Below are 22,746 nucleotides of genomic sequence, written 5' to 3'. Positions count from 1 at the left end.
CATGATTGTTCATGAGTCTTAATCACAACACGATACCCGGTGATAACGGGTATCGTGCTGAACAGAGAGCCGTCAGGCGCGATGTCTCACAATTTGGTAGCGACGATAGATATAGCCTATTGGAGCACTCCAGACATGGACTAATCGAGTGAAAGGGAAAATCAGCACAATGGTTAAGCCGACCAGAATGTGTAGTTTATAAATCAAGCCGATCTCCTCAAGGTGGGTGGCCGCTCCGCCTTGGAAGAAAACAATAGACTGTGCCCATTCAGCCAGGTGCAGCATCGGTTGGGAGCCGCCTTCTAAATGCCCAACCGCGGGGATGATCGTCATGAGTCCCAGGCTGACTTGAACCATCAATAAAATAAGAATGAGGTTATCGGCACCGCTGGAGCTAGCTTTCACGCGAGGATTGGTGAGTCGACGATGAAGTAGGATCAAGCCGCCACCTAAACACATGAGGCCAGCAACCCCGCCAATGATAATCGCCATGATTTGCTTGGCATTGGCCGACATGAAGGGCGCATAGACCCAGTGGGGGGTGAGCAAACCCACCAAGTGCCCAAAGAAAATGGTCAGGATACCGATATGGAACAGGTTACTGCCCAAGCGCATTTGCCGCCGCGACAGCATTTGGCTTGAGCCCGTTTTCCAAGTGTATTGCCCGTGGTCATAGCGCAACCAGCTGCCAATGAGAAAGACACTGCCAGCCAAGTAAGGGTAAAGACCGAACAAGAAAGTGTTCATCAGAGGCCTCCTTGAGTATCGAGCAAACGTACGGGGTCGCTGGCGGTTTGACGTTTGTGTGCGGCCAGGTGGCGCCCTTGAGCAGACTGTAATGCACAGTCTTCATCGGATTGCGCATGAAAACGAACGGCTTCTTCTTCCCAAACCGCATCGAGTGCTTCGGGGGTTTTATCGGAGACCTCGTGTTTAATCTCTGGACGCTGAATCTCTAATTGATCACTGGCGCCGATCAGTGCCAAAAGGGCTTGAAAGATCAGGGCATAATCGCTTTCGGCTTCACTGAGGCGCGCGCCTAAACGTGCCAGAATCGCTTCTAGATCCCCCAGCCATTGACCTATCGTGAGATCATCGCGAGTGGAGAGGTATTCCAGCACCACCGGTAAGTGATCGGGAAGTTCATGGGTCGCTAAAGTCATCCCTGCGGTTTGATATTCATTGAGAAGGTCCACCATCGCTTGACCACGATCGCGGGATTCGCCATGGACATGCTCAAACAACAGCAAAGAGGTTTGGCGTCCACGATCGAACTGCTCCACATAAATGGCCTGATGGTCAAATAGTTCGCCCGATCTGAGTGTCTGGGTCCATTGATGAAAGCGGGGTTTTAACGCCTCAGGTAGCCGGCCGTCTTGATCCATGACGTGATCAATGTCTGCCAAACTCTCGATTAATTGAGGGTCGGGATAGTCCAATAGCCGAGCAAGCGCCCTGAGCGTCATCGCGGTATTACTGATCATGAGTGGCCTCCTGTGGATCATAAATATCGACAGGTTTGACGAGAGTGCTGGTTTGTCGACGTCCGCCAAATAAAGAGAATTCGCTGTCACCGCCCTGACAGCCTTGTCCGAAGGAGAAGCCGCAGCCACTTTTTTCCGGGAAGGCTTCTTTGGCCAATTCGCGGTGGCTCGTTGGAATCACAAAGCGGTCTTCATAGTTGGCAATCGCGAGATAGCGATACATGGATTCGACTTGGGCTTGAGTGAGCCCGACACTTTCCAGCAGTTCTGGGTTATCGCGGCCTTCAACATGGCGCTCACGCATGAACAGTCGCATTGCCAGCATGCGTTTGAGCGCGCGTATCACCGGTTTTTCATCTCCTGCGGTCAGCAAGTTAGCCAGATATTGAACCGGAATGCGCAGGTCCTCGATTTTGGGTAGCCCCAAGTGAGTGTCCAAAATGCCTGACTCGGCGGCCGATTGAATGGGGGAGAGCGGTGGCACATACCAGACCATCGGTAAGGTGCGGTATTCCGGGTGAAGTGGAAGCGCCAGTTCCCAATCCATGGCCAATTTGTAGACGGGTGAGGCTTGTGCCGCTTTGATCACATTCTCAGTGATGCCATCACGGCGGGCCTGTGCAATGACCTCCGGATCGTTGGGGTCGAGAAAAATATCGCGCTGACGTTGATAGAGATCTTGCTCGTCCTCGCTGGCGGCCACTTCCTCGATACGGTCGGCATCGTATAACAAGACCCCGAGGTAACGAATCCGCCCGACACAGGTTTCCGAACACACCGTGGGTTGGCCTGACTCAATTCTGGGATAGCAGAAAATACATTTTTCTGATTTGCCGCTCTTCCAGTTGTAATAGATTTTTTTGTAAGGACAACCCGATACGCACATGCGCCAGCCACGGCATTTATCCTGATCAATCAGCACAATGCCATCTTCTTCGCGCTTGTAGATGGCGCCACTGGGACAAGAAGCTACGCACGCTGGATTCAAACAATGTTCGCAAAGGCGTGGCAGATACATCATGAAGGTGTTTTCGAACTGACCATAGATGTCGGCTTCGATGCGCTCAAAGTTGGCATCTCGGCGACGTTTGGCAAACTCGGTGCCCAGGATTTCTTCCCAGTTGGGCCCCCACTCGATTTTCGTCATGCGTTCTCCCGATATCAGGGAGCGAGGGCGTGCAATCGGTTGATGTCGAGTTCTAGCGGTTTGATGCAAATGCTGATAGTCAAACGTGAAAGGTTCGTAGTAATCGTCAATTTCCGGGAGGTCCGGGTTTGAAAAAATATTGGACAGGACGCGCCACTTACCGCCAATCCGCGGTTGCAGCTTGCCATCACGGCGACGTAGCCAACCGCCTTTCCATTTTTTCTGATCTTCCCAGGCTTTGGGATAACCAATCCCGGGTTTGGTCTCGACGTTATTGAACCAGGCGTATTCGACCCCTTCACGGCTGGTCCAGACGTTCTTACAGGTCACGGAACAGGTGTGGCAGCCAATACACTTATCCAGATTTAATACCATGCCGACTTGAGAACGAATTTTCATTGCACGGCCTCCTGTTCTGTATCTCGGCCTTCATCATCGAGCCAGTCCACACGGCGCATTTTGCGCACCACGACAAACTCATCACGATTGGAACCGACGGTCCCGTAGTAGTTGAAGCTATAAGCGAGCTGAGCATAGCCGCCGATCATATGGGTGGGTTTCGGGCAGATGCGGGTGACCGAGTTGTGAATGCCGCCACGAGTGCCGGAGACCTCCGAACCGGGAATATTCAGCAAACGCTCTTGCGCGTGGTACATCATCACCATGCCATCTTTCACCCTTTGGCTGACCACCGCGCGTGCCGTGACGGCACCGTTGGCGTTGTAAAGCTCGACCCAATCGTTATCTTCAACCCCGATCGAGCGTGCATCGGGCTCTGACAGCCACACAATCGGGCCGCCTCGCGAAAGGGTTTGCATCAGCAGGTTATCGCTGTAAGTGGAATGAATGCCCCATTTCTGGTGGGGGGTTATCCAGTTTAAAGCGATGGTGGGGTTCCCATTGCTCGCGGGCTGTTTCATGCTACTGATCGCCCGGGTGTTGATGGGTGGACGATAGGCGACAAGGCTTTCGCCGAAAGCGCGCATCCAGGGGTGGTCTTGATAAAGTTGCTGTCGGCCACTCAAGGTGCGCCAGGGAATGAGTTCATGCACATTGGTGTAGCAGGCATTGTAGGAGACGTGTTCATCCTCCAGGCCTGACCAAGTCGGGCTTGAGATGATTTTGCGCGGTTGGGCGACGATATCGCGAAAGCGAATTTTTTCCTCTTCTTTAGGTCTGGCTAAGTGATCATGAGCACGCCCCGTGACTTTGGAGAGTGCCTGCCAGGCTTTCACGGCGACCTGTCCGTTGGTTTCCGGAGCAAGACTGAGGATAGTTTCTGCAGCGTCCACGGCGGTTTCAATGCAAGGGCGTCCCTCTGCGGCACCGGACAGCTTGCGATGATTCAGTCGCCCTAGCAGGTCAACTTCACTGACGGTGTCCCAGTTGATGCCTTTGCCACCATTGCCTTTTTCTTCCAGCGCCGGGCCTAAAGAGGTAAAGCGTTCGTAAGTGGCGGGGTAATCACGCTCGACGGCGATCAAACTGGGCATAGTGACACCAGGAATGGCCTCACATTCACCATGCTTCCAGTCTTTGACTTCGCTGGGGCCTAACTCGGCAGGGCTATCATGCTGCAGTGGCAGCGTGACGATATCCGTTTCCTGACCCAAGTGACCGGGACAGACGTCGGAAAATGCTTTGGCAATGCCTTTGTAAATTTCCCAATCACTGCGCGATTCCCATGCCGGGTCTGTGGCAGCGGTCAGCGGGTGAATAAACGGATGCATATCCGAAGTATTGAGGTCGTCCTTCTCGTACCAAGTGGCCGTCGGCAGGACGATATCCGAATACAGGCAAGTGGTCGACATCCGGAAATCCAGGGTGACCAGTAGGTCTAATTTGCCTTCTGCGCCTTCGCGCCAAGTCACTTCTTCGGGTTTGATGCCGTTGGATTGATCCAGGTCTTCACCTTGAATGCCGTGTGTTGCGCCCAGCAAATATTTCAGCAGATAGTCGTGCCCTTTGCCTGAACTCCCCAGCAGGTTTGAACGCCAGATAAACATGTTGCGGGGGAAGTTTTGCGGATGATCCGGATCTTCCGCGGCGAATTGAAGCTGCCCTTGTTTGAGCTGATCAATGACATACGCTTGGGTCGATTCGGCGCCAGCGGCTTGGGCTTGGGCTTTCAAGTGCAACGGGTTGGTATTGAGCTGCGGTGCTGACGGCAGCCATCCCATCCGCTCGGCCCGAACGTTGTAATCAATGAGGCTGCCACTGAAGTCTTTCGGGTCCGCCAATGGCGAGAGCAGTTCACTGACTTGGAGCTTCTCATAACGCCACTGACTGGAGTGGTTATAAAAGAATGAGGTGCCATTCATCTGGCGTGGCGGACGTGTCCAATCAAGCCCAAAGGCCAACGGCAGCCAGCCGGTTTGGGGTCTGAGTTTTTCTTGCCCGACATAGTGGGCCCAGCCGCCGCCACTTTGACCGATACAGCCACAAAGGATGAGCATGTTCATCAAGCCGCGATAGCTCATATCCATGTGATACCAGTGGTTCATCCCGGCACCCACAATGATCATGCTGCGCCCTTGGGTTTTGGCGGCATTGTCAGCGAATTCCGTTGCAATGCGCTCACATTGCGCGGCACTCACGCCCGTGATTTGAGCTTGCCACGCCGGTGTATAAGGACGTATCTGATCAAATGAGGTGGCCCCTTGATCGTCATGTTCGCCTTGGAAGCCCCGGTCGATCCCATAGTTGGCACAAGTTAAGTCAAACACCGTGGCCACCAGCACTTCCTGACCATCGGCCAGTGTGAGGCGTTTGGTGGGTAAGTTGTGATACACCACGTCATCACCGGCGACGTGCTCAAAGTGCTCGTGTTCAATGCCGCCGAAGTAAGGGAAGCCGACCGATGCGATGGTGTCGTGATTGTCCGCGAAGGAGAGTTGTAACTGGATGCTACGACCTTCAGCATCCTGAGGTTCCAGATTCCATTGGCCTTGATCGGCTTGTCCCCAACGAAAGCCAATCGAGCCTTTAGGTACGACCAGTTGGTCGGTCAGTTCATCCCAGCCGAGTGTTTTCCATTCTGGGTTATTCTGTTGGCCCATTTGGCCGGGCATATCATGGGCTCTAAGCTGGCGACCCGCGACATAACGGCCATCTTCCCGTTGTTCTAACACCACCAGCATCGGCATGTCGGTGTAGCGTCGCACATAATCAGTGAAGTAAGGCGTCTGTTGCTCTAAATGAAAGCGCTTCAACATGACATGGCCCATGGCCATCGCTAATGCAGCGTCGGTGCCTTGTTTGGCTGAGAGCCACTCATCGGACAGCTTCGCGACTTCTGCGTAATCTGGTGTAATCGCGACGGTTTTGGTGCCTTTGTATCGGACTTCAGTGAAGAAATGGGCATCCGGGGTACGCGTCTGGGGCACATTGGAGCCCCACGCAATCAAGTAGCCTGAGTTGTACCAATCGGCCGATTCGGGCACATCGGTTTGCTCACCCCAGGTCATGGGAGAGGCGGGGGGTAAATCGCAATACCAGTCATAGAAAGACAGGCAGACCCCGCCAATCAATGACAAGTAACGGGCGCCTGACGCATAACTGACCATCGACATCGCCGGGATCGGTGAAAATCCAATAATACGATCGGGGCCATATTGCTTGGCGGTGTAGACGTTTGAAGCCGCGATTAACGTATTCAATTCATCCCATTGGGCACGCACAAAACCACCCAAGCCGCGTACCTGCTTATAAGCCGCGGTATGTTGAGCATCTTCAACAATCCAAGCCCATGCCTCGACGGGATCATCAAATTGCTGGCGGGCTTGTTGCCATAACGCCGCGAGTTCTTTACGAATCAGGGGGTATTTCAAGCGATTGGCGCTGTACAAATACCATGAATAGCTGGCGCCTCTTGGGCAGCCTCGGGGCTCATGATTGGGCAGATCTGGACGGGTTCTGGGGTAGTCTGTTTGTTGGGTTTCCCAAGTGACAAGCCCATTTTTAACGTAGATTTTCCAGCTGCATGAACCGGTGCAGTTGACGCCATGAGTGGAGCGTACGATTTTGTCGTACTGCCAGCGGTCTCGGTAGCCTTGCTCCCAGTCCCGGTTTTCATGACGGGCTTCACCATGCTCACCGGAAAAGGGTTCTGGGGTCTGAGTCAGGTGTCTCAGATGATCTAAAAATCGACTCATGATGATCTCCTCATCCTCACATTAGTGACGCTCAGGTGACTGCGACTGAAAACGAATTTCAGCGTGACGTCGGCTGTAGTAAAACCAGGTCAGCCCCATGCAAATCGCATAGAACACGATGAAGCCATAAAGCGCAGGGGCGGCACTGCCACTCAGGTCGATAGCGGTGCCAAAGGTTTTAGGAATAAAAAAGGCGCCATAGGCGGCAATGGCGGAGGTAAAGCCCACAGTGGCCGCTGATTCTCGTTCGGACTCCCGGTACTGCGCGGTCTGGTCTAAATGAGGCATCAGACGGGCGACTTCTTGACGAAAGATTTCGGGGATCATCTGGAAAGTGCTGGCGTTGCCGACCCCAGTGAAAAAGAATAACGACAAGAACATGGCGAAGAAGCCCCAAAAGGCGCCTGGCTGGTCTTTAATACCGAGGAAAAACAAAACCCCCACCACACTGGCGGACATTCCCGCAAAGACCCAGAAAGTCACGCGTGCACCCCCAAAGCGGTCAGCCAGGCCACCGGTCGCGGCACGGCTGACGGCACCAATAAGAGGACCAAGGAAGGCGTATTTCAAGACTTCAATATGGGGAAATTGATTCGCTGCCAGCAGCGGAAAGGCGGCGGAATAGCCGATGAAGCTGCCAAAAGTGCCGGTATATAACAGACACATCAACCAGTTGTGTTTGCGTTTGAAAATGACGGCCTGATCAGCGAAAGACGCTTTGGCACTGGCAATATCATTCATGCCCCACCAGGCAAATAAGGTGGCAACCAAGATAAAGGGCACCCAGATGAAGCCTGCATTTTGTAACCATACCGCATCGCCATTCGGTAAGGTCTGTGGGCTGCCCCCGAGCACGCCGAACACTGTAGTGGTAATCGCTAAGGGCACCAACAACTGCATAATGCTGACGCCGAGATTGCCTAGTCCTGCATTCATGCCCATGGCGCTACCTTTTTCTTTTTTGGGGTAGAAAAAGGAGATATTGGCCATGCTGGAGGCAAAGTTACCGCCACCAAAACCACATAGCAGGGCGAGAATGAGCATCACCAGATAAGGGGTGTCAGGGTTTTGCACGGCAAAGCCAATCCATACCGCAGGGATGAGCAGCGAAGCGGTCGATAGTGCAGTGAAGCGTCGACCTCCCATAATAGGAATCATGAAACTGTAAAAAATGCGCAAGGTGGCGCCGGATAGCCCGGGCAAGGCGGCGAGCCAGAAAAGCTGGTTGGCGCTGTAGGGAAAGCCCACCAATGGGAGTTTGGCCACAACCACCGACCAGACCATCCAAACGGCAAAGCCTAGCACCAGATTCGGGATCGAGATCCAGAGGTTACGGTTGGCAATGGTGCGACCTTTTTGAGCCCAAAAGTCAGGGTCTTCCGGTCGCCAGTCATCTAAAACAAAGCGATTCGGTGTGGCCAGTTCAGGTAAATCGGTTTCATCACGCCCTTGTGACCATTCGGCCCGGTGGGCCTGGTGAATGGCGTAGTGCATCCAGATCAAAGCGGCCATGGCGACGATGAACATCAGCATGAAGCAGCTTTGCCAAATGCCGACGACATCATTGAGCATGCCGAAGGTCAGCGGCAGGCAGAAGCCGCCTAAGCCACCGACCATACCCACTGCTCCGCCGACAGCCCCAACATGCTGAGGGTAATAGGTCGGAATATGCTTATAGACAGCGGCTTTCCCCAAGGACATGAAAAAGCCCAGGACCATGGTGAGCCCGATAAATCCGGCTAAAGGCATATCAAATTCAAAAGCGACCGGGCCTGACACGCCTTCAATGCGATAAGCGGTGGGCGGATAACTCAGCATAAAACTACAAATCGCACAGACGCCCAGTGTCCAGTACATCACTTTGCGGGCGCCGTAACGGTCTGAGAACCACCCGCCGAGTATCCGAAACAGTGACGCAGGAATGGTATATAACGCGGCGACCAGGCCTGCTTGCGCTAAGCTGAGGTCGTAAACTTTAATGAGGTAGTGGGGCAGCCAAAGGGCGAGCGCGACAAAGCCGCCGAAAACAAAAAAGTAATACAGCGAAAAGCGCCAGACTCGAATGTCGGCCAAAGGCGCGAGCTGATGCTTGAGGGTTTGTTGTTGACGGTGCTGACTTTGCGGATCTGGGCGCGCGCAAATCCAAAAGATAATGCTCATGACGACCATGATCAGAGCGTAAATACGCGCTGCTGACTGCCAATCCATCATCAACAAGAGCAATGGGGCGCCAAAGTTAGTCAGGGCGGCCCCGACGTTGCCTGCGCCGAAGATCCCCAGTGCAGTCCCTTGATGTTGCGGGGAGAACCACGGGGCGGTGTAAGCGACGCCAACAATAAAGGCGCCCCCTGCTAAGCCAATGCCGAGAGCACCGACCAGTAACATTCCGTAGCTCTGTGCCAAGGTCATCAGGTAAACACAGGCCGCAGTGACCAGCATCAGTAGACTGAAAACCCAGCGACCGCCAAAACGGTCGGTGAGAATGCCCAGAAATAAGCGGCTAATGGAACCAGTTAACACCGGGGTCGCCATTAGAAGCCCTAATTCTGTATCGGAGAGATTAAAAGCGGCTTGTATTTTAATGCCGATAATGGAAAACAATGTCCAGACGGCAAAGCACAAGGTAAAAGCCAGGGTACTCAGACCCAGTGCTCGGTAAGCCTTTGAGGTTGCGAAGGTGATGCCCATGGCGAATCCCTCTGACAGATGAAGGTATTTCGCTAGGGACTGTGCGTGATGACGTCATGAGGTTGATTGATGTATATCAATCGAGGCTAGGTGCTTATCTGCCTTAAATGTCCATATTACCTCTTTTTAGGTAGATACATTATTTTTATAATATATTGATTTTGTTGGGTTTTTTTATTTGTCTTGTGTTTTTGACCTGGGGTTTACTATGGGCTGGGTTATTCGAGGTAGGCCCCTGTTGACGTCGGGTATGATGACGTACAACGGATCATACTATTCATGAATCATTGATCGCGCTATTGATGCGGTTTTTCTGGAGCTTTACTCATGCCAACGCCGTGGCGACAGTCTTTGGTGTTTCAGACCAGTATATTGATGGGCGGTTTAATGCTGCTGGCGTTAATCAGTATGACCGGTTCGATTGTGATCGCGGAAACGGCCAGTGGTGATGCGGCGGCTATCAATTTGGCCGGTACCTTGCGTATGCAAGCTTATCGCTTAGAAGCTTTTCGAATTTCGAACCACCCGATAGAGGGCCCTTTAGATTTACGGCGGCAACCTCATGATGACGAGCGCGACATAAAAGCAGAGTCATCAGCGTATTATGAACAACTGATTAATCAATTGGAGCATACGTTACACGATCAGGTGATTATCTCTCTCATTCCCGATAATGAGCAGACAGCACTTAATCGCGATTATCAACAGGTGTTGTATTTCTGGCATCAAGTGCTCAGGCCAGTATTACTTGGTCAGCGGAATGAATCGACGACAGTGATTCGTGAGTTAACTCGTCAATTTGTTGAAGCGAATGATCACTTAGTGGATCAACTGCAATTTCAGTCTGAGCGTCGTTTGTTGCAGCTGAAATTAGGACAGGCCGTGGTGTTATTGCTCACGTTGACCATTATTGGGTGGTCCATGTATCAACTGCGGGTGCGTTGGATGCCGCCTTTGCGTGAACTGTTATATGTGATGGAAAAAGTCCGCGCGGGAGATTTTTCGGGGCAGGTGCACTATCAATCACCCGATGAATTAGGCCAACTGGCGCAAACCATCAATCAGATGAACACTGATTTGTCGCATATGTATGGCCAGCTGGAGCAACGTGTTGCCGAAAAAACGGCGGCACTGAGCCGTACCAATGATTCTTTAACCCTGCTCTATGATGCGTCCCGTTTGCTGAATGGCCATCAGTCGCCAGCGACCCATTTCCAGTGGGTACTCGAGCGCCTGGATACTGTCTGTGGTTTAGGACCGATGATGTTATGTCTGAAGCCTCAATGGGGCGGGCAGCATGTGGTCAGCCGTCCTGACATGATATGTTCCGAAGTCAGTTGTGACGCTTGTTGGTCTGAGACGACGACGCCTCTTTATTGGCATCATCAGCACCTTGATCAAAAGACTATTGGTGAGGCGGGGGAAGTCTATGGGCGGTTATCCGTCAGCTATCCGCCGACGCAGATGATACAGCCGTGGCAGAGTGAGTTGATTGAGGCCATCGCCGGACTAGTGGCGACTTCTTTGTCATTAGCGGAGCACCACGACAATCAGCGCCGAGTGGCTTTGATGACGGAGCGTGCAGTGATTGCGCGCGAACTGCATGACTCTTTAGCGCAGTCATTATCGTACTTGAAAATACAGGTCAGCCGCTTACAAGCGACATACTCATATCAGCGTGATGCTGACTCGTTACAAGCGGCCCAACCGATTGTATTAGAGCTTCGAGAGGGCCTGAACAGTGCATATCGCCAGTTGCGTGAGCTACTCAATACTTTCCGTCTGACGATTAACACCCATGGCCTCGCCGATGCCTTAGACAGTACCGTGGCGGAATTTAATCGCCGGGGTGATGTGGATATTCAGTTGGATCATGAACCACAGCATGGGCCTTTAACCCCCAATGAAGAGGTTCATGTGTTGCATATTGTGCGTGAAGCACTGTCGAATGTTCTCCATCATGCCTGTGCTCAACACTGTTGGGTTCGCGTTCGGTTGGTTGACAATGGTGAGCTTGAAGTCTCTGTTCGTGATGATGGCGTGGGCATTGAGATGGATTCAGGCCAGCCCTATCATTATGGGTTAACCATCATGCATGAGCGGGCGACGAGCTTGAAAGGCAACATCACGGTTAGTCCATGCTCGCCTTCAGGCACTGAAGTTTTACTGTATTTCCAGCCGGGTAAAAGCCGTCCACCAACGGATGCCCACGCATTACCTTCAATCGATATCACCGAACCTAGATAAAAGGCCTGTTATGACATCACGTGTATTGATCGTGGATGACCATCCGCTGTTTCGGCGTGGACTTCAGCAGTTATTAGCGATGTCGGAACATTTGCAGTTCGTGGGGGAAGTGGATGATGGTGAAGGTGCTCTTGAGGCCGTAGAGACGTTAAACCCTGACCTGATCCTGATGGATCTTAATATGGCCAAGCTTGATGGGTTGAAATCTTTGCAAGCGCTACAAGCCAGTGGTCAAACGGTGCGGGTGGTGATGCTAACCGTGTCTGATGCTGAGCAGGATGTGATTGAGGCGCTTCGGGCAGGTGCGGTGGGATATCTATTGAAAGATATGGAGTCTGAAGCATTACTCAAACACATTGAGCAAGTCGCACAAGGAGAGATCTGTGTTAGCCCAAGGTTAACCAGTTTGCTGGCCAGGGCGCTTAGCGGGCGAGCTGATCCAGATGGTTTGCTACTCGAGAGCTTAACCCGGCGGGAGAAAGATATCTTGATGGCTTTGGCCCGTGGCATGAGCAACAAAATGATTGCCCGCCATTTAGGCATTTCCGAGGGCACAGTTAAGGTGCACGTCAAACATTTATTGAAAAAACTCGATGTGCGTTCTCGTGTTGAGGCCGCCGTATGGGCTGTCAATAAAGGGCTAACGTAAACGCCTGGCGCTTAAAAGCATGCCCTTAAAACCGTGTGCTTAAAAACACGCCCTTAAAACCCGGCGCTTAAAACTTGGGCCTTAAAGCCCAGATCTTAAACTTATGGTCTTACTTTAGGCCCGCCGTAATTCGAGTCGGTTAAAGCAAGGACGCCAACGTTGACACCATGGGTCGAGTGCCAGAGGGGCGGCTGGTTTTTGGTAGTCGGCATCAAGGCATTGCTGGTGGCGAGCCGCCTGAATAATCCAGTCCGTAACCTCTGCTTCGCTTAGCGTATGAGCCAGTTGATCCAAGCTGTGTTCGTTGAAGTCACGAGGGTGAACCGTTGTTCGGCATTCCAAATCGACTTTGGATTGGGTCAGTAGATGTAAGCTGGCCTGAAACGCTTCAGCGAGTCCCTTTCGTCCTGTCACTTGATCGACATGGCCTCGACACTGGGCATTGGGCGTGGAGATCCCTTTGACATCCAGGCCGACCCAGTCGAGATAAGGGAGGGCTTCGGCCAGTCGTCGCGGATAAACACCGCTGGTATGTAATCCCGTCATAAACCCCAAGGTTTTGATTCTGACCAATGCCTCCACCAGTCCAGAGTGCATCGTGGGTTCACCGCCACTGATGACGACACCCTCCAATAAGCCCTGTCGTCGTTGCAGAAAGTCTTCCACCTGAGACCACTCTTCTGGTGCTGCTTGTCGAGGCTTGATCATCTGTGGGTTATGGCAGTAGCCGCAGCGTAGTGGACAGCCTTGTAGAAACACCACACAAGCCAGACGATCAGGAAAATCAATTGTGGTCAGTGGTGTTATGCCCGCGACCGGTAGGCTGGGCATGGGCGGGAGAGTGCAGAGCCCTTTTGGAGTGACTTGTTGATAATTGTCCATTGCGTACGGCTTGTGCTGTTTGAGTGTGCGCTATGCGAGCAAAGTAAAATATCGAATAAAATTAAGCTTCTACACTATAAAGTGCGGCTTTAGATTCAAATCTCGTTTGCTTTTCGAGGAAGCGCTGTTCGCCTGTGTGCCGTTCGGTGAAGTGTTGGCGCTCATGATGTTCTGAACGTTTTCCTGCATTGAACTGACTGACGGGTCGGTGATAGCCCATGACCCGAGTCCAGACCTCACAGCGTTGACGCTGATCGTTGGGGAGCTGAGTGGAGGGTGTGATATGGGATGTGTTGTGATTCATGATAATGACCTCTCGAATGGTGATAATGACAGTGCTGGCCAATACTGATGACGCCAGCACTTATGAGTGATTTCTGATGATCGATGAGTGGTTAGAGGCTTTCAACTGACTCAACGCCATAGGCCACATCACTGTGATCGCAAGGCCTTTGTTGGGCCAGCAGTGCTTCGTCACAACGAGGGCAGAACTCGTGTTCACCGGCTAAATAACCATGCACCGGGCAAATCGAAAAAGTGGGTGTAATGGTCAAGTAAGGTAAATGGAAATGGGTGAGTGCCGTTTTCACTAATTGCCGACAAGCTGTCGGGCTGGAAATACGTTCATTCATATAAAGATGCAGCACTGTCCCGCCGGTATAACGGCTTTGCAGTGGGTCTTGGTGGTCCAGTGCTTCGAAGGGATCGTCGGTATAGCCGACAGGCAGCTGGCTCGAGTTGGTGTAATAAGGGGCTTCTGGCGTGCCGGCCTGAAGAATGTCAGGGAACCGTTTGCGATCTTCTCGGGCAAAGCGATAGGTGGTGCCTTCGGCAGGGGTCGCCTCAAGGTTATAGAGGTGTCCGGTTTCTTCTTGAAATTCACGCATGCGCTGGCGTACATGATCAAGTAGTTCGATGGCCATGGCCTGCCCGCCCAGCGAGGCGATATCGCTGTCGTCTTGGGTGAAATTGCGGACCATTTCATTCAGCCCATTCACGCCAATGGTCGAAAAGTGATTACGCAACGTACCGAGGTAGCGTTGGGTATAAGGATAAAGGCCGTTGTCCATCCAGTTTTGGATGGCGGTGCGTTTGATTTCCAAGCTGTCGCGAGCAATCTCAAGCAGCTGGTCAAGGGCTTGGTATAGTCCTTTTAAATCGCCCTTGAATCGATAACCTAGTCGTGCACAGTTGAGTGTAACAACACCTAAAGACCCTGTTTGTTCTGCAGAGCCAAACAAGCCGTTCCCACGTTTGAGTAGCTCGCTGAGGTCGAGCTGTAGGCGGCAGCACATGGAGCGAACCATGTTGGGCTTGAGGTCAGAATTCAGGAAGTTCTGAAAATAAGGTAGGCCGTATTTGGCGGTGAGGGCGAACAGTCGCTCGGTATTCGGGCTTTCCCAGTCAAATTCCGGGGTAATATTGTAAGTTGGGATCGGGAAGGTAAAGACCCGGCCCTGTCGGTCTCCCGCTTCCATCACTTCCAAATAAGCCCGATTGATCAGGTCCATTTCAGCTTGGAGTTCGCCGTAACTGAAGGGCTGTTCTTCCCCGCCAATCACGGGGATTTGATCTCGCAGATCTTCTGGGCATACCCAATCAAATGTCAGATTGGTGAAGGGGGTTTGAGTGCCCCAACGTGAGGGGACATTGAGGTTATAAATAAACTCCTGCATGGCTTGTTTGACTTGGGGGTAGGTCAGTTGATCTCGACGGATAAAAGGTGCCAAGTAAGTATCAAAGGAGCTGAAGGCCTGAGCCCCTGCCCACTCATTTTGTAAGGTGCCCAAAAAGTTAACCATTTGGCCTAACGCGCTGGACAGGTGCCGAGGAGGATCACTTTCTGCACGGTCAGCAATACCATTGAAACCTTCATGTAGGAGTTGGCGGAGTGACCAGCCAGCACAATAGCCGCTGAGCATATCCAGATCATGAATATGTAAATCCCCTTCACGATGGGCTTCTCCTATCGCGGCCGGGTACACTTGGTCAAGCCAGTAGTTCGCAATCAATTTGCCAGAGACATTGAGAATTAGACCGCCCAGTGAGTAGCCCTGATTGGCATTGGCATGGACACGCCAATCCTCTCGATTTAGGTATTCCTCTACGGTTGAGGTGATATCAAGTGAACGGGGCGGTATGACGGCGGCCATGAAGGGGTCCTCTATATATGCTTCAGGTTTTGGTTTTTAATACCATATGTTGTGCTTGAGGCTAATCCTGTCTCGAACTCTCTGCCTTGATCTGTGTCATTCAAATTCAATTTTGAGAATAGTTCTCATTTGTTTTTTTGGTTTCTTTTTGCCGTTTTGATATTGAAGCTGTTGCTTATTTAGAAGCGACGTATAATAGCGACATTTTTGTATCAGCCTGGCGCACGTGTAATGGTGAGGTACGATCGATCTATACCCACTCTCGATTGCAAGGCTCAATCCGATTAAAAATCGTTTAACTAAAAAAAGTCCGATTAACACAGGCCAATTAAAGGAGTGGCGGTTATGTTTGGGTTCAACCGGGATGAGCGACAGCAGGCGTTCCAGCGCCAGAATGATGAGCAGGCAGCGGAGATCGGGCGTTTACAGCAACGGCTTAATGAACAGGAATCAGAAATTGCCTCACTTAAACAGCAGCTGGCTGATCAACATCACCTTCAACAGAAGAGCCGCGCGCTCAATACTATGTGGGTCAGTACGACCGATACGGTCGATGATTTCCGCACCGAAATCGCGGAGGCCGCCTCTAAGTTGCTGCAGCATCGTGATGATTTACATGAAACCCAGGCCTTGTTTGAAGAAGTTTTAGTCTTACTCAAGAATACCGTTGCAGCGAATCAGGCGATTAATTCCGATGCACGCGAAGTCGTGACGTCGATCTCACAGTTGAAAGAACAGACTGAAGGGATTCGTGGCTTTATTGATACCATTCAGGGAATTGCCGACCAAACGAACTTACTGGCTTTGAATGCGGCGATTGAGGCGGCGCGTGCAGGGGAGCACGGGCGAGGGTTCGCTGTCGTGGCCGATGAAGTGAGAGCGTTGGCCCAACGTTCTTCAGAGTCATCCTCCGAAATTTCCAACCTCATTACCCATATTGGTGAGGCCATGATGCGTCTGGTGACGGATATTAGCGATATGGATGAGAAAAGTACTCGGGCGTTGGATGCATCGAATAGTATCCAGCAGCATACTGAGCATCTGGTGGATTTGTCTCGGCAGATGTACGGTGTGATTACTCGGTCAGCCAGCAACTCGTTTATTCGTACAGTGAAACTGGACCATGTCGTGTGGAAGTTAGATATCTATAAAGTCCTCCAAGGTTTATCCAATCAAACCATGGCAGACTTCGCTGATCATACTAACTGTCGAATGGGACAGTGGTATTATGATGGAGAAGGGGCTTCACGTTATCAGCATTTGGCCAGTTTCCGAGCTTTAGAAACGCCCCATGTCGCGGTGCATCAAAATGGTATTGCGGCACTGGATGCAATGGCTCAAAACGACGATGCTGCCATGTTGGGTTACCTTAAGCGGATGGAACAAGCCAGTGACGAGGTGATGCATAAGTTATCGGCTTTAGGGCGTGATATTGAGGTTTGAGCGCGATTCAACGACTGCATTATCAACCGTTCAGTGTGTTTAGTGTGATCAGCGCTGCTGTGCTTAGCGGTTAATGGCGTGGCTGATCACTTCTGGCACTGATGAAATGAAAGGGCCGATACATGACGGTGGCCCTTTCATTGCCATGATTACCGAGCCCAGTGGCTCAGCAGAGTGTTAGTGGTCACCACCTGTGCATAAGCAAATTCAAATCCTGCCATAATGGTGGCGTGTGCCTGAGCTGCCGGTACTTCTTTCTCTCCAAATGCAATATTACGCGTGGCGCAGGCGTCTTCTGCAACCGTGACCTGATACCCCAAATCAACGGCTGCCCGCACAGTGGCGTCAATGCACATATAACTCATGGCACCGATGACGGTGAGTTGTGTAATCCCCATTTGTTGTAACTGTGATTGAAGTGATGTCTCACGGAATGAGTTGGGGTAGTGCTTCAGAATGACGGTTTCATCGCCTTCAGGCTGTACGGGCGCTTGAATCTTGACGTGATCTGTACCGGGTTGGAATACCGTCGCATTGGCATCAGCCGCTTCGTGACGTATATGAATCACAGGTATCCCTTGAACTCTAGCTTGAGCCATAATTTGAGCGGCATTGTGTACGGCGGCCTCGATACCGACCAAGGGGAGGTGTCCCGAAGGCAGGTATTCATTTTGCAAGTCGACCACTATGACGGCGTGATTAGTGAGCTGGGCTTCGAGGGGCTGAGCATGATGGACTTGAGCCATGATAAGACCTCTTGGGTTAAATAGTTTGGTTGAGTGCTTGATCTAACAAGTCTGGTCATCATCGGAGATCCATGCGTGGGATTGGAGTGTCTCAGCCGACATCTATAGGGGGTTAAAACGACACATGCAAAATGCGGATGTCATCGAGATTGGCTTCTTGTGTTATCCACAGGTCCAACACGCCACAATATTAGGGCTCTCTGATCTGTTTCGGCTGGCCGAGCGTGAGTCAGTGACGTCTGGTGATTGTGAGCACCGGCCGCGTCTGTCCCTGACGCAATGGCATTGGTCGGATCAGCAGCAGTCACTGGTTTCTTTTGAAAGCGAGCACATGTCGTTTGAAGAAAAGCACATGGCGTTTGAAGAAAAGCGCTTGTCATCGGCCGCAGACGCACCGACCCCAGCACTGATCCCTGACCTGATGATTTTGCCGCCAACCTTAGGTGATCCTATGCCCTCTGAGCAGGCACAGCGGTATGCGCCTGGGTTACGCCAGTTGCATGGTGCGGGGTGCCGCTTGGCGGCCATTTGCGGCGGTGCCTTTATTCTGGCCGAAAGTGGTCTTTTGAATAGGCGCACGGTGACAGTCCATTACCAACATGCCGAATGCTTTCAGGCGTTGTTCCCTGAAGTACGTTTAGACCTCAACCCTTTATTGATTGACTCTGGCGATATTCTCACCACCGGGGGCGTGATGTCTTGGGTTGATCTTGGGCTCCATTTGGTCGCGCATTATTGGCATATCGACACGATGTTAGCCGTGGCGCGGGTTTTGATGGTTGACCCACCCGGTCGCCAGCAACGTTACTATCAGGTTTTTTCACCGCGTCGACAGCATGGTGATGTGGCCATTGAAAAGGTTCAGACGTTGTTAGATGAGCAGGCGATTGAACCGGGTGGCGGATCTATTTCGCTGGCGGTGTTAGCGCAACATGCTGGACTTGAAGTGAGAACGTTATTGCGTCGTTTTCAAAAGGCCACAGGCATGACAACGACAGAGTATATGCAACGTTTACGAGTAGGAAGAGCGCAAGAGCAGCTACAGCGAACGCGCTTACCTGTAGACAGGATCGCTTGGGACATGGGCTATCGCGATGTTAAAGCATTTCGCAAAGTATTCACTCAGATCGTGGGGTTAACGCCTAATGATTATCGTCGACGCTTCCTTGTCTCATGATGGAGCCTCCATATCAGGGTAACCCTGCCCTGCATCTGTACTTGATGAGGGATGGTTGAGTGGCAGGGCTCGTGTCAGCCCTGCGCTGTCTCGTGAAGAAATCTGTCTCGTGAAGAAAGGTGTTAAGCTGAAATACCGCCAGAACCAAAGGTTTCTGCATGAATTTGGGCATCACCCACGCCCAGTTGTTTCAGAGCGTCTATATGGTGGGCCATGAATCCTTGCGGACCACACAGATAGAAGTGCCCGGTCAATGCGCTGGTAGGGAGTGTGTCTGCCAAAGTTAAAGGCCCTGGCTGTACTGCCTTATCAACGTCTTGATCGACTTCATCATAATAATAATGAACGCGATGCTCCGGTTGGTCTATGAATCGGTCTGTAATCGCTTTAAACGCATGAACGTGGCGGTTACGTGCACAATGGTAGAAGTAGACCGGGCGAGCAGGTGTATGCTGATTCAAATGGTTCAGCATGGCCATCATCGGGGTGATGCCAACGCCACCGCTGATTAAGGTGACGGGGGATGTGCGATCGTGAGGTTCTAAATCTTGCAGGTTGCCCTGATCAAGATAAAAATCACCATAGGGTTGGGATAGCGTGACGATCCGACCTTCGTCATATTCATCATGCAAAAGGTTGGAGACTTGTCCACTAGGCTGGCCATGAGCGGCAGGTTCACGTTTGACCGAAATACGCAAATAATCACCGTTGGGTGCATCCGACAAGCTGTATTGCCGTGGTTGCAAGGCCCCCAGTGATGGCACATAAACCTGAATACTGATGTATTGGCCTGGATGGTAGGTCGGGATTTGCCCTCCATCCAGTGGTTTGAAATAGAAAGAGGTGATTTCGTCACTTTCTTGAATTTTCTGGTCAATAATGAATGGACGCCAGCCACTCCAGCCGCCTTCAGTGTCAATCGCTTGCTGATAGAGGCCACTTTCCAGTGTGATCAAGACATCCGCCAGCTGCTGGTAAGCAGCGGCCCATGCTTCAATTAATTCATCACTGGCTTGGTCACCCAACACTTCGCTGATCGCAGCCAGTAAATGTTTGCCGACAATCGCATAATGCTCCGCTCTAATATTTAAGCTGACGTGCTTATGGGCAATCCGTTCGAGTGTTTTCCAGAGTGCTGAAGGATCTTCAATATGTTGTGCATAAGCCAGTACTGCACCGGCTAGGGCTTGGGGTTGCCGTCCTGATGCTTGATGGGCATGGTTAAATATATTACGCAGTTCACTGTTGTGAGTGAGCATTCGGTGGTAAAAGTGTTGAATCAGTTCCACGCCATGGGCTTCTAAGACCGGAATGGTGGATTTAATTAATTCAATTTGTGACGCTTGCATAAGACTATCCTGATTTATTGAGGTGCGTTCATTGAAATGCGTTTGTTAGCGTTCTCTAATTAGTGCTCTTTGATTAAGGTTTATTTTGTCGATCCCGTTTGTTTAAAAAGTATTTAATTGCAGTGGTGTTTTTTGAAATTGAATTTTATCCAAAACGTGGGAATAAAATGTTATTTTCAATGTGAATGTGAATGCTTAGATCGACTTTGAATTTATTGAGTTGATGCACGAGAATTCGATTGATTAAGGCCTGGTGAGGGGTTTGGTTCAATCGACAGATAAATTGATCAATGATTGGAAACTGAGATTGATGTATTTCGTGTTCTCGCATCATGACTTGAATCGGACCCGGTTTGGGAATGGCGCTATTTTGTTGCATCATTGGAAATAATATGGCTTCCTCTTTTTGCATATGTTGTTCTAAATCGAGTGTTTGGGCGTGAATGAAAGCTCGAATCTCACTTTGTAGTCTTTGCTGATCGTCATGTTGCGAGGGGGTATCATCCAGTAATTCGACCAAGGCGTTGAGTTGAGCACGATGCCATTGGTGATAGCGCCAAAGAATATAATCAATTAATTGACTTGTTGAGTACTCTTTAAGATTCGAATCATCTTGTTCGCTGGCATAGCACTGATTTTGAATGAGTTGTTGACTCATTCTGATCATGTCGTCTTCTGTTGAGGTGAAAGCCTCTTCCAATTTCTGATGAGGATTATTTAAATAATCAATGTTCATCTGCTTTAACGTTTGAGTGGCCAGCGGGTGATGCAATGCCAATTGGCCGGTCGTTTGTTTTAATAAATTCATGATCACTCTCCTGTATAACGCTGACGCCTCATGGTTAAGCGTTTATGCCAGTGCTGTGCTGACTTTATTTTGATTTATTCAAATCTCGTGCCAATTGTTAAAGCCGCATTTGATGCGGTGATTAACTCTTATGAGGTATTTAGTACCTGGTTATGTCGGGTTAATATTACCTTAAAAGGTCATATTGACCTTGTTTAAATGAAGTCGACGGGGAGATCAGTGTGCATTCGCTTGCATTGGATTGGGCCGGGGTCATGACATCTGCCAACGGGGAGTCTCGTTATCAATATTGGCTTGATCAATTAACGCATTATTTCCCGACCTCAGCACTTGGACTGCTAAAGCTTGAAGGCGCCTATTTATGCCCGGTGGCAATCCACGGTTTAGTTGATGATACGCGAGGGCGGCGTTTTGAGCTGACCAGTCAGCCGCGTTTACAACGTATCATTAGCCAGCGGGAATGGGTGCGCTTTGCGCCGGATTGTACTTGGTGTGATCCTTACGATGGGCTCTTAAAGGATCATCAAGAAACAGCCCTACCGGTGCATGACTGTATTGGTGTGAGCTTATATGTCGGTGAGCAGTGCTGGGGGGCTCTAACCTTAGATTCGGTGGCCAGTGCAGTACTGACGGATGAACAGCTTCAGCTGATCGATCCAGTGGCTCGACTCACTGAATGGGTGATTTATATGAGCACCCTGGAAGCACAAGTGACTGACTATGATCCCGCCAACGCTGCTTTTGTTTATGAGCCGATACTGAAGAATGAGACAGGTATGATCGGTCATAGCCCGGTGATGCAGTCTTTACAACAGGATATCGAGATTGTCGCAGATTCCCCCTTGCCTGTTTTGATACAAGGGGAAACGGGAGTGGGTAAAGAGCTGGTGGCTCAACAGTTGCATCAGCGTTCGGGGCGTGCCTCACAGCCTCTGGTGTACGTGAATTGTGCAGCGTTACCTGAATCGTTGGTAGAAAGTGAGTTGTTTGGTCATGTTAAAGGCGCTTTTTCAGGGGCGGTTAGTGACCGTAAAGGTAAGTTTGAATCCGCCGATCAAGGGACGCTTTTACTGGATGAAGTGGGCGAGTTGCCCCTTGTGGTGCAGGCTAAGTTATTGCGCTGTTTGCAGAATGGAGAAATCCAGCGACTTGGGTCGGATACGCCGCGTCGTGTGGATGTCCGTATTGTCGCCGCCACTAATCGGCATTTGAGTGACATGGTGCGATGGGGTGAATTTCGAGCCGACCTCTACCACCGGCTCTCCGTGTATCCAGTACAGGTGCCGCCATTGCGCGATCGTGGTGGTGATATTCTGATGCTGGCGGGATATTTCGTGGAGCTTAACCGAGCGCGTTTAGGTGTCCGGGGATTAAGGCTGACGCCACAAGCCCAGCAGGCGCTATGCGTTTACCATTGGCCCGGTAATGTCCGTGAATTGGAGCATGTGCTGAGTCGTGCTGCTTTGCGAGCAGTGAATCAGACGGCCAAGCCTCAGGAGGTTGTCTCGATTGAGTCCAGTCACTTAGATCTGGATGTCCTGCCTACGGCGTCCTTGTCCGCCCAGTCTACTCGGCACTGTGATGAGATGGTGAGGCCTCAAACGGTCTCGGCTATCGAGACATTGAGATATGGTGTATCGCTCAAAGATGCCGTTGCACAGTTACAGATTCAGCTCATCGAGCAGGCGTTAGAAGCCCATGAGATGAACTGGACCCAAGCCGCCCATTCTTTGCAAATGGATGCCAGTAACCTGCATAAGCTGGCGCGACGGCTTGGGTTGAAGTCTCGTTGAATCGGTCTCGTTGAGCTAACCTCGTT

At 51.2% G+C, this 22,746-nt stretch carries 16 protein-coding genes and 1 pseudogene; 6 read left to right on the top strand and 11 right to left on the bottom strand.

The genetic code is table 11. The features are described from left to right. Window positions 1-72: 72 nt before the first annotated feature. The 5 genes from narI to BFW38_RS13205 are packed head-to-tail and all read right to left on the bottom strand — an operon-like array spanning window position 73 to window position 9,473. Window positions 73-747, bottom strand: coding sequence for a respiratory nitrate reductase subunit gamma (narI, locus tag BFW38_RS13225; RefSeq protein ID WP_068999332.1), 675 nt, complete (start codon window positions 745-747; stop codon window positions 73-75). Beyond that, window positions 747-1,484 (bottom strand): nitrate reductase molybdenum cofactor assembly chaperone, encoded by a 738-nt coding sequence (narJ, locus tag BFW38_RS13220; RefSeq protein WP_084004645.1) that lies wholly within the window; start codon window positions 1,482-1,484, stop codon window positions 747-749. Before narJ ends, narI begins: the two co-directional genes overlap by 1 nt. Then, window positions 1,474-3,030, bottom strand: coding sequence for a nitrate reductase subunit beta (gene narH, locus BFW38_RS13215; RefSeq protein ID WP_068999330.1), 1,557 nt, complete (start codon window positions 3,028-3,030; stop codon window positions 1,474-1,476). Before narH ends, narJ begins: the two co-directional genes overlap by 11 nt. After that, window positions 3,027-6,785 carry a nitrate reductase subunit alpha gene (locus tag BFW38_RS13210; RefSeq protein ID WP_068999329.1) on the bottom strand — a complete coding sequence of 1,253 codons (3,759 nt, stop codon included), beginning with the start codon at window positions 6,783-6,785 and terminating at the stop codon, window positions 3,027-3,029. Before BFW38_RS13210 ends, narH begins: the two co-directional genes overlap by 4 nt. 21 nt (window positions 6,786-6,806) lie before the next feature. Beyond that, window positions 6,807-9,473: a nitrate/nitrite transporter gene (locus BFW38_RS13205; protein ID WP_068999328.1), complete on the bottom strand. Its 2,667-nt coding sequence runs from the start codon at window positions 9,471-9,473 to the stop codon at window positions 6,807-6,809. Window positions 9,474-9,800: 327 nt separating this feature from the next. On the opposite strand from BFW38_RS13205, the gene BFW38_RS13200 reads away from it, so the two are divergent. Together BFW38_RS13200 and narL are read left to right on the top strand one after the other, a co-directional pair. After that, on the top strand, window positions 9,801-11,720 hold the full coding sequence (locus tag BFW38_RS13200; protein WP_068999327.1) for a histidine kinase: 1,920 nt from the start codon (window positions 9,801-9,803) through the stop codon (window positions 11,718-11,720). 10 nt (window positions 11,721-11,730) lie between these two features. Further along, complete coding sequence (gene narL, locus BFW38_RS13195) at window positions 11,731-12,369, top strand: two-component system response regulator NarL (protein ID WP_068999326.1); 639 nt, start codon at window positions 11,731-11,733, stop codon at window positions 12,367-12,369. Between the two features lie 114 nt (window positions 12,370-12,483). Here the strand turns inward: narL and BFW38_RS13190 are convergent, their stop codons facing one another. The 3 genes from BFW38_RS13190 to BFW38_RS13180 form a co-directional block, all read right to left on the bottom strand. After that, window positions 12,484-13,251, bottom strand: coding sequence for an anaerobic ribonucleoside-triphosphate reductase activating protein (locus BFW38_RS13190; RefSeq protein WP_245686155.1), 768 nt, complete (start codon window positions 13,249-13,251; stop codon window positions 12,484-12,486). A gap of 61 nt (window positions 13,252-13,312) precedes the next feature. Beyond that, complete coding sequence (gene nrdD / locus BFW38_RS18515) at window positions 13,313-13,555, bottom strand: anaerobic ribonucleoside-triphosphate reductase (RefSeq protein WP_069000473.1); 243 nt, start codon at window positions 13,553-13,555, stop codon at window positions 13,313-13,315. A gap of 91 nt (window positions 13,556-13,646) precedes the next feature. Beyond that, window positions 13,647-15,404, bottom strand: a complete 1,758-nt coding sequence (locus tag BFW38_RS13180) for a ribonucleoside triphosphate reductase (protein WP_068999325.1) — start codon at window positions 15,402-15,404, stop codon at window positions 13,647-13,649. A 345-nt stretch (window positions 15,405-15,749) separates the two neighbouring features. Here BFW38_RS13180 and BFW38_RS18510 point away from each other — a divergent pair. Next, window positions 15,750-16,409: pseudogene (locus BFW38_RS18510) on the top strand (methyl-accepting chemotaxis protein); the annotation flags it as partial. After that, the gene (locus tag BFW38_RS18505; RefSeq protein WP_425427938.1) at window positions 16,383-16,847 is read left to right on the top strand and encodes a CZB domain-containing protein; all 465 of its coding nucleotides are present in this window, start codon (window positions 16,383-16,385) and stop codon (window positions 16,845-16,847) included. The pseudogene BFW38_RS18510 and the gene BFW38_RS18505, both read left to right, overlap by 27 nt. Window positions 16,848-16,996: 149 nt before the next feature. Here the strand turns inward: BFW38_RS18505 and BFW38_RS13170 are convergent, their stop codons facing one another. Then, a complete protein-coding gene (locus tag BFW38_RS13170; protein WP_068999323.1) occupies window positions 16,997-17,593 on the bottom strand; it encodes a cysteine hydrolase family protein in 597 nt (198 codons plus the stop codon). 124 nt (window positions 17,594-17,717) lie between these two features. Here BFW38_RS13170 and BFW38_RS13165 point away from each other — a divergent pair, with 124 nt between their 5' ends. Continuing rightward, window positions 17,718-18,770: a GlxA family transcriptional regulator gene (locus tag BFW38_RS13165; protein WP_068999322.1), complete on the top strand. Its 1,053-nt coding sequence runs from the start codon at window positions 17,718-17,720 to the stop codon at window positions 18,768-18,770. Between the two features lie 122 nt (window positions 18,771-18,892). Here the strand turns inward: BFW38_RS13165 and hmpA are convergent, their stop codons facing one another. Both hmpA and BFW38_RS13155 read right to left on the bottom strand, forming a co-directional pair. Then, entirely contained in the window at window positions 18,893-20,119 is a 1,227-nt protein-coding gene (gene hmpA, locus BFW38_RS13160; RefSeq protein ID WP_068999321.1) for an NO-inducible flavohemoprotein, read from the bottom strand. 145 nt (window positions 20,120-20,264) lie between these two features. After that, entirely contained in the window at window positions 20,265-20,927 is a 663-nt protein-coding gene (locus tag BFW38_RS13155) for a hemerythrin domain-containing protein (protein WP_068999320.1), read from the bottom strand. A 221-nt stretch (window positions 20,928-21,148) separates the two neighbouring features. On the opposite strand from BFW38_RS13155, the gene norR reads away from it, so the two are divergent. Beyond that, complete coding sequence (norR, locus tag BFW38_RS13150) at window positions 21,149-22,720, top strand: nitric oxide reductase transcriptional regulator NorR (protein WP_245686154.1); 1,572 nt, start codon at window positions 21,149-21,151, stop codon at window positions 22,718-22,720. Window positions 22,721-22,746: the final 26 nt, after the last annotated feature.

This window comes from Terasakiispira papahanaumokuakeensis (assembly GCF_001709345.1).
GTDB classification, from domain to species: Bacteria; Pseudomonadota; Gammaproteobacteria; order Pseudomonadales; family Halomonadaceae; genus Terasakiispira; species Terasakiispira papahanaumokuakeensis.
Note: the sequence above shows the minus strand (reverse complement) of the source record. Positions and strands in the feature narration are given on the sequence as shown.